This window comes from Campylobacter concisus, from assembly GCF_003048555.1.
GTDB lineage: Bacteria > Campylobacterota > Campylobacteria > Campylobacterales > Campylobacteraceae > Campylobacter_A > Campylobacter_A concisus_AO.
The window spans coordinates 1-6,626 of record NZ_PIRR01000064.1 but is presented as its reverse complement, the minus strand read 5'-3'; the positions used below and the strand labels follow the sequence as shown (position 1 = coordinate 6,626).

The window sequence follows — 6,626 nt, the reverse complement described above, 5'->3', positions numbered from 1 at the left end:
TATGAAAATTTATCTAAAATTAGCTGACTTTTAGAAGATCATAGATTTAAGACCCTAGCCACCTTTAGAGCGCTTGCAAATGCAAAATGTAAGTTATATCCGCCAAGCATGCCAGTGATGTCCAAGACCTCACCAACAAAATAAAGTCCCTTAACGTTATAAGCTTGTAAATTTTCATCTAAAAATTCACTCTTTACGCCACCTTTTGTAACTTCCGCTCTTTCAAAGCCAAATGTCCCAGCTGGGGCAAATTCATAAGCAAAAAGCCTTTTTATGATTTGTCTCTCATTATCGCTAAATTCATAAAAAGCTCTGTCTTTTAAGCCAAAATTTCTTAAAAACTCTAGCACAAATCTCTTTGGTAAGGGCAAAACAGAACTAAGTTGCTTTTTGCCATTTATTAAATTTTTCTCACTAAATTTGGGCAAAAAATTTACGCAAATTCGCCCCTTTTGCCAAAATAGCGAGGCATTTAGTATCGCCGGACCGCTTATGCCCCTATGTGTAAAAAGTAGATTGCCACTAAATTTATAGCTTTCATTTTTGCTATTTATCTCCACTTCGGCGTTTAGGCTAACGCCACTAAGTTCTTTAAACCAAAACTCATCTTTTTGCACGCTAAATCCAACAAGTGCAGGTGCAAGAGCTGATGTTTCAATACCAAAATTATTTGCTATTTTATAGCCAATGTCACTTGCGCCAAGGGCTTTGTAGCTTAATCCTCCACTTGCGATGACTAAATTTCTAGCTCTAAATTTTTCATCTTTTGTCACAATTTCAAAAATTTCATCTACTTTTTTAGCGCCAAGAACTTCTTTGTTATAAAAAATATCTGCATTTTGTCTTTTCAAAAGCACGTTTAAAACGCTCTTTGCACCGCCATCACAGAAAAATTGATTTTGCTTTTGCTCACTAAATTTAAGCTCGCTAAAAAATTTTAAAATTTGCTCTGGAGTCAGTACTTTTAAAATTTGCTCTATAAATTTTTGCTCTCCAAGATAGTTTTTAGCGCTTACAAAGCGGTTTGTGATGTTGCATCTGCCTCCGCCACTTGCTAGGATCTTTTTGCCAGCGTTGCTATTTTTTTCTAAGATGGCAACCTTTTTACCCTTTAAATTTGCTCCTAAAAAGAGCCCGCTAGCACCAGCACCAACGATGATGATGTCGTAGATCAAAACTTCAAACTCTCTTTTAAAGCAGCCTCGCTTGTTAGGCGAGAGTCAAATTTGATCACTTGATTTTTCTCGTTTTTGTAATAATCGACTACACCTTTTTGGCTATTTAGTAGCTCTAAATTTAAGCTTACTTCAGGGCTTAGATAGATATTTTTAAAAATTCTTGGGTCGCTTAGGCTAAAGAGTAAAATAAGCCATATCACGCAAAGCACCACGCAGATGATGGCAAGCACTTTAAAGCCAAAGGCGTGCAAGATATATCCACCAAACGCACCTCCAACAAAGCTTCCTAAATAACCAAATGAATTAAATACACCAAGGGCTGAGCCTTTTTGTGAGGATTTTACAAATTTTGTCGCAGTTGATTGCATGATGGGCTCGTGAAGGTTAAATCCTATAAAAAATATAGCAACTCCCAAAACGAAGATAAAAAGTGTAAAGCTAATGGCAAAAATAGTGTAGGTTAGAGCAAAAAGTAGCGTACCAGCTATCAAGATGACCTTGCTAAGCCCCTTGCCATCGCCAAGGGCGCCAGCTAACCCCATAGCCAAAAAGCCAAGCACTGCACCAAGTGTATAGACCTTGTAAAGCTCGCTACTCTCGTAACCGTACTCTTTTACTAAAACGATAGGGATCACCAAAAATGCGATGCTTGCTAGCATCTTTTGCATAAAAGAGGTGAAATTTATGATCATGTAGTCTTTTTGTAAAAAAAGCTTACCAAATGGTACTTTTTCACTTTTAGCGCTCACTTTTATCTCTTTTGGCACAACGGTGTAAAGAAGTACAATGCAAAGTAGGCTAAGAGCGGCACTTAGGTAAAAGAGACTTGAAAGTCCGTAGTCTTTGGCAAGAAGCGGCCCAAGCACCATCGAAAGCGTGAAGCTAAGCCCTATAAAAGCTCCCATTATCGCCATGGCTTTTGAGCGTTTTTCTTCTGTTATATAGTCACTTATCATCGCAGTTGCAACTGCTCCGATAGCACCTACACCTTGTAAAAATCTACCAAATAGCATGGTAAAAATATCGCTTGTATGTGCACAAATTATTGAGCCGATGATAAAAACCAAAAGTCCGATTGTTAATGTTTTTTTGCGTCCTATCCTATCCGAGAGCGCTCCAAAAGGCACCTGAAATATCATCTGCGAGATCGCATAGACGCCTACTATTAGCCCTACTAAAAACTCGTTTGCTCCGCGTAAATTTAAGGCATAAAGGCTAAGCACTGGCAAAACTATAAAAAGACCTAAAAATCTGCTTGCTATGATAAAAGATAGTGGTAAAACGCTTTTTAACATAAAATTTTCCTTATTTTTAAAAGGACTAAGTTTATCATTTTAACGCTAATTTAAATTTAAAAATTTAATCTACTTTTTTGTAAAATACGCCCAAAAATTAAGGAGCTCTTGCAATGAAGATCGTGCTTGCGACATCAAATTTAGACAAAGTAAAAGAGATAAAAGAGTATTTAAAAGGCTATGAAATTTACGCCTTAAGCGAGATTGTAAAGCCATTTGAGATTGTTGAAGATGGCAGCACTTTTCAGCAAAATGCACTCATAAAGTCAAAAGCTGTTTTTGCAAAGCTTAAAGAGCAAGGGCTTGAGGGCGAATTTATCGCTCTTAGCGATGATAGTGGCATTAGTGTGGATGCACTTGGTGGCGAGCCCGGGATCTACTCTGCGCGCTATTTTGACCTTGATGAAAATGGCAAGGTATGCGGCAAGAACGCAGATGACGCAAACAACAGAGCAAAGTTAATTAGCAAGCTAAAGGTGCTAAATTTAAAGAGCTCACCAGCTCACTACACCGCCTGTATCGCCATTAGCTCAAAATTTGGTGATTACACGACGCATGGCTTTATGTATGGCAAGGCGATAAACGAGGAGCGTGGTACAAATGGCTTTGGCTATGACGCGCTCTTTATCCCAGATGGCTTTACTAAAACGCTTGGCGAGCTAGATAATGAGACGAAGCTTGAAATTTCTCACCGTTCAAAGGGACTTGAGCTTGCAAATTTTGTACTAAAAAGCCTAAAGAAAAATTTTAGTTAAGCTCCTTTAGTCCTTTGTTGGCTTGCTCTAAAAGATCTTGTGCGCGAGGGTTTTGCTCTTTGCTATTTAAAATTTCAAGCACTTTTTTGTAGTTTTGGGCAGCTTCGTCCTTTTGATTAAGCTTTGCTAGGTCGTTAGCAAGCTCTATTAACAGCTCTGATCGCACAAGCTCGTTGCCACTTAACTCCGGCGTGATATCAAGTAAATTTAGCGCTAAAAGGTGGTTTTCGTGGGCTTTGTCAAAGTCGTTTTTTAGGTAGTAGGCGCTAGCGATGCCTTTTATACAGATGAGTTCGTCGTTCATTGGGGCATTTGGCGCGTTGTCATAAATTTTTAGAGCTTCTTGAAAATTAGCAAGTGCTTCGTCGTATCTGCCTAGCACCTTTTGTGCCGCACCTAGGCTATGATAAGAGCGAGCTAGTAGCAGCTTGTCGCTAACGTTTGCCGCGAGCTCTAGGGCTTTTTGCGAGAGCTCTAGCGTCTTTTGTGGCTCTTTATTTACCATGCACATGCTAGCGCCATTTATGAGCGAAGTGATCGCCTGCTCGGTGTTGCCCTCTTTTAAGCAGACATCAGTCGCCTGCTCGGATAAATTTATGGCTCTCTCCAAATTTCTATCGCTTTTATAAAACTCCCTCACACTCTCTTGTATTAGCTCGTCACAGCTACTTGCAAAGAGGCAAATAGGCGCTAAAAATGGCAAAATTTTCTTCATGTTTTTACCTTTAAAATTTCGCGCTATTGTAGCGATTAAAAGCAAATTTTGTTCAGTATTGCCTCATAAATCATTATTATTTCTTGGCAAATAAACTTGTGACATTATTTTTATGTCTTCTTCTGGATTTTCGATTTGAGTATCAATTATCTGCCTCATTAGCGCCATGCAAAATTTCATACCCATCTCTTCTGCGATTATATCTTTTAGATAAATATTTGTTATTTCATTATATTCACTGGGAAATTTAACAGAAAAATAAGTCATTTTCTTCTTTTTTGTCTCCCATATTCTATATTTGACCTCTGATTTATCATCAATTTTATATTCTTTTGCCTTGGTGAGAAATTTATTTATTTGCCCAGCCTTATCCCAAGTGGCAAGACTTTTATTTATATATACTTCATCCCATGTGTCAAAAATAGGAAAGTGCAATAAGAGGTTTCTAATAAAACTAAATAGATCATCGGCAATCAATCCTTCAAAAAAAGGTCGTCCTCCTTTTTTCATCCACTTTAAATATTCTTTAATTGGTTCATAATTAGAAATCTCTTTAAATACCGAAAATGCTTCTCTGAGTCTATAAAATCTAAAGCATGGCTCTTGAGTTTTAAAATTTTCATTAGAAATTTCATCATATAAAAAATAAAATCTATTATAAAAAAGAGTTAATGCTTCTACCTCTTTTTTATTCGGTCTTTGCTTGCCATTTTCAATCATTGTTGCCTCTTTTTGTGTCCTCTTGCCAGGCGCTAATCCATCCAAGTTTTTTAAATCGGTTGCGATATTTTTCTAGATTTAAATATGTTGATTATACCTAAAACAGCTAACTTGATAATGTATCGTTGTATGCTTTAGAATAAATTTAGGCACTCAAATTTTAGTAAAAAATTAAACCTAAAAAATTTAAGCTTATTTCTTATACAATCTATCTCAAACTAAAAAATAGAATTTGAGAGAAAATTCATCGTGCGTTATCAGGAGGTAAATTTAATTTTCTGCCGCCAGCAATCGATATGCTACTTATCTGTGTTAGTGCTATCTGCTTTTTGTCTTTCTTGTTAGACTTTGTGCTGGCCATATCCAACTTTATAATTAATAGCACCCCGTCTCTTAAAATTCATCTTAAATTTGCTAAAATCACTAAAATTTAAAGGAGCCCAAATGTCAAATATCTTAATCATAGGCGCAGGAGGCGTAAGCCAAGTCGCGACCGTAAAATGCGCGATGAACGCGGACGTTTTTAACAAGATCACCCTTGCAAGCCGCACCAAAAGCAAGTGCGATACTATCGCTAAATTTATCAAAGACCGCCTAGGCGTCACTATCGATACCGCCCAGATCGACGCGGACGATACCGACGCCGTGGTCGCGCTCATCAAAAAAACGGGCGCCGAGCTACTGCTAAACGTCGCGCTACCGTATCAAGACCTAACCCTCATGGACGCGTGCTCTCGCGCCGGCATCCCATACATCGACACCGCAAACTACGAGCACCCCGATACCGCCAAATTTGAATATAAGCTACAGTGGGCGAAGGACGGCGAGTTTAAAGCCGCAAATACGATGGCGCTGCTGGGAAGCGGCTTTGATCCGGGCGTGACGAACGTATTTTGCGCCTACGCGCAGCAAAATCTATTTGACGAGATCCACGAAATCGACATCCTAGACTGCAACGCAGGAGATCACGGCTATCCGTTCGCGACGAATTTCAACCCCGAAATCAACCTGCGCGAAGTAAGCGCAAAGGGCCGCTACTGGGAGTGCGGCGAGTGGAAAGAAACCGAGCCGATGCAGATAATGTTTAAATGGGACTACCCCAAAGTCGGCGTCAAAGATAGCTACCTGCTCTACCACGAGGAGCTAGAAAGCCTCGTTAAAAACATCAAAGGATTAAAGCGAATCCGCTTTTTCATGACCTTCGGACAAAGCTATCTAACCCACATGAAATGCCTAGAAAACGTCGGCATGCTGCGCATCGACGAGGTTGAGCACAACGGCGTAAAAATCGTGCCGATACAGTTTCTAAAGACCTTGCTGCCTGATCCTGCGAGCCTCGGTCCTCGCACGAAGGGTAAAACCAACATTGGCTGTGTGATACGTGGGTTCAAGGACGGCAAAGAGCGCCAGGTTTATATCTATAACGTCTGCGACCACGAGGCTTGCTACTCCGAGACGGGCGCGCAGGCGGTGAGCTACACGACGGGCGTGCCTGCGATGATCGGCTCGATGATGGTCGCAAAGGGCATTTGGAGCGGAAAAGGCGTCTTTAATATGGAAAATTTCGACGCCAAGCCTTTCATGGATGAGCTAAATAAGCAGGGGTTGCCATGGGAGATAATCGAAATGAAACCCGGCGAGAGGTATGAAGTCTAAGATCATAAAATTTATCCAAGAAACTTTAAGTAAAATTTTAAACTACTTCAAGGCTAAACTTGAAAGCCTTGAGGCTAAATTCTACTTTTTTGGGATTTTTATAATAGCCCTCTCCATGATTTTAACGCCAAAATTTCAAAGTAGTATAATTACTTCAATTATGACGTTTGTGGGTATATTATTGTTTTGTTCAGGCATATTAATTTGGTGTTATAGTTTATTTAAAAGAAAATGGATTATAAATCTAGCAAAGGTGTTTTTAGTTTTACTAAATATTCCAACTTACTTTTTATCAGAGATTTTATCT

General features: G+C 39.2%; 7 protein-coding genes. 3 read left to right on the top strand and 4 right to left on the bottom strand.

The features are described from left to right. Nucleotides 1-38 precede the first annotated feature (38 nt). Together CVS92_RS08520 and CVS92_RS08515 are read right to left on the bottom strand one after the other, a co-directional pair. The gene (locus CVS92_RS08520; RefSeq protein ID WP_107789165.1) at nucleotides 39-1,175 is read right to left on the bottom strand and encodes an NAD(P)/FAD-dependent oxidoreductase; all 1,137 of its coding nucleotides are present in this window, start codon (nucleotides 1,173-1,175) and stop codon (nucleotides 39-41) included. Further along, on the bottom strand, nucleotides 1,172-2,473 hold the full coding sequence (locus tag CVS92_RS08515; protein ID WP_107789164.1) for an MFS transporter: 1,302 nt from the start codon (nucleotides 2,471-2,473) through the stop codon (nucleotides 1,172-1,174). Before CVS92_RS08515 ends, CVS92_RS08520 begins: the two co-directional genes overlap by 4 nt. 113 nt (nucleotides 2,474-2,586) lie before the next feature. Here CVS92_RS08515 and CVS92_RS08510 point away from each other — a divergent pair, with 113 nt between their 5' ends. Then, nucleotides 2,587-3,228: a non-canonical purine NTP pyrophosphatase gene (locus tag CVS92_RS08510; RefSeq protein WP_107789163.1), complete on the top strand. Its 642-nt coding sequence runs from the start codon at nucleotides 2,587-2,589 to the stop codon at nucleotides 3,226-3,228. Here the strand turns inward: CVS92_RS08510 and CVS92_RS08505 are convergent. After that, the gene (locus CVS92_RS08505) at nucleotides 3,221-3,943 is read right to left on the bottom strand and encodes a tetratricopeptide repeat protein (protein WP_107789162.1); all 723 of its coding nucleotides are present in this window, start codon (nucleotides 3,941-3,943) and stop codon (nucleotides 3,221-3,223) included. The genes CVS92_RS08510 and CVS92_RS08505 overlap by 8 nt on opposite strands. Nucleotides 3,944-4,006: 63 nt before the next feature. Further along, nucleotides 4,007-4,663, bottom strand: a complete 657-nt coding sequence (locus CVS92_RS08500; RefSeq protein WP_107789161.1) for a hypothetical protein — start codon at nucleotides 4,661-4,663, stop codon at nucleotides 4,007-4,009. A 444-nt stretch (nucleotides 4,664-5,107) separates the two neighbouring features. Between CVS92_RS08500 and CVS92_RS08495 the strand changes: the two genes are divergently transcribed. Next, the gene (locus CVS92_RS08495; RefSeq protein WP_107789160.1) at nucleotides 5,108-6,319 is read left to right on the top strand and encodes a saccharopine dehydrogenase family protein; all 1,212 of its coding nucleotides are present in this window, start codon (nucleotides 5,108-5,110) and stop codon (nucleotides 6,317-6,319) included. Beyond that, nucleotides 6,309-6,626, top strand: a 318-nt coding sequence (locus tag CVS92_RS09190; RefSeq protein ID WP_234398730.1) for a hypothetical protein, incomplete at its 3' end; no start/stop codon positions are given. The genes CVS92_RS08495 and CVS92_RS09190, both read left to right, overlap by 11 nt.

Excerpts from the sequence above, each read along its gene's own strand:
- CVS92_RS08500 (WP_107789161.1), bottom strand. The coding sequence starts at position 4,663 with ATGATTGAAAATGGCAAGCAAAGACCGAATAAAAAAGAGGTAGAAGCA.
- CVS92_RS08495 (WP_107789160.1), top strand. The coding sequence starts at position 5,108 with ATGTCAAATATCTTAATCATAGGCGCAGGAGGCGTAAGCCAAGTCGCG.
- CVS92_RS08510 (WP_107789163.1), top strand. The coding sequence starts at position 2,587 with ATGAAGATCGTGCTTGCGACATCAAATTTAGACAAAGTAAAAGAGATA.
- CVS92_RS08505 (WP_107789162.1), bottom strand. The coding sequence starts at position 3,943 with ATGAAGAAAATTTTGCCATTTTTAGCGCCTATTTGCCTCTTTGCAAGT.
- CVS92_RS08515 (WP_107789164.1), bottom strand. The coding sequence starts at position 2,473 with ATGTTAAAAAGCGTTTTACCACTATCTTTTATCATAGCAAGCAGATTT.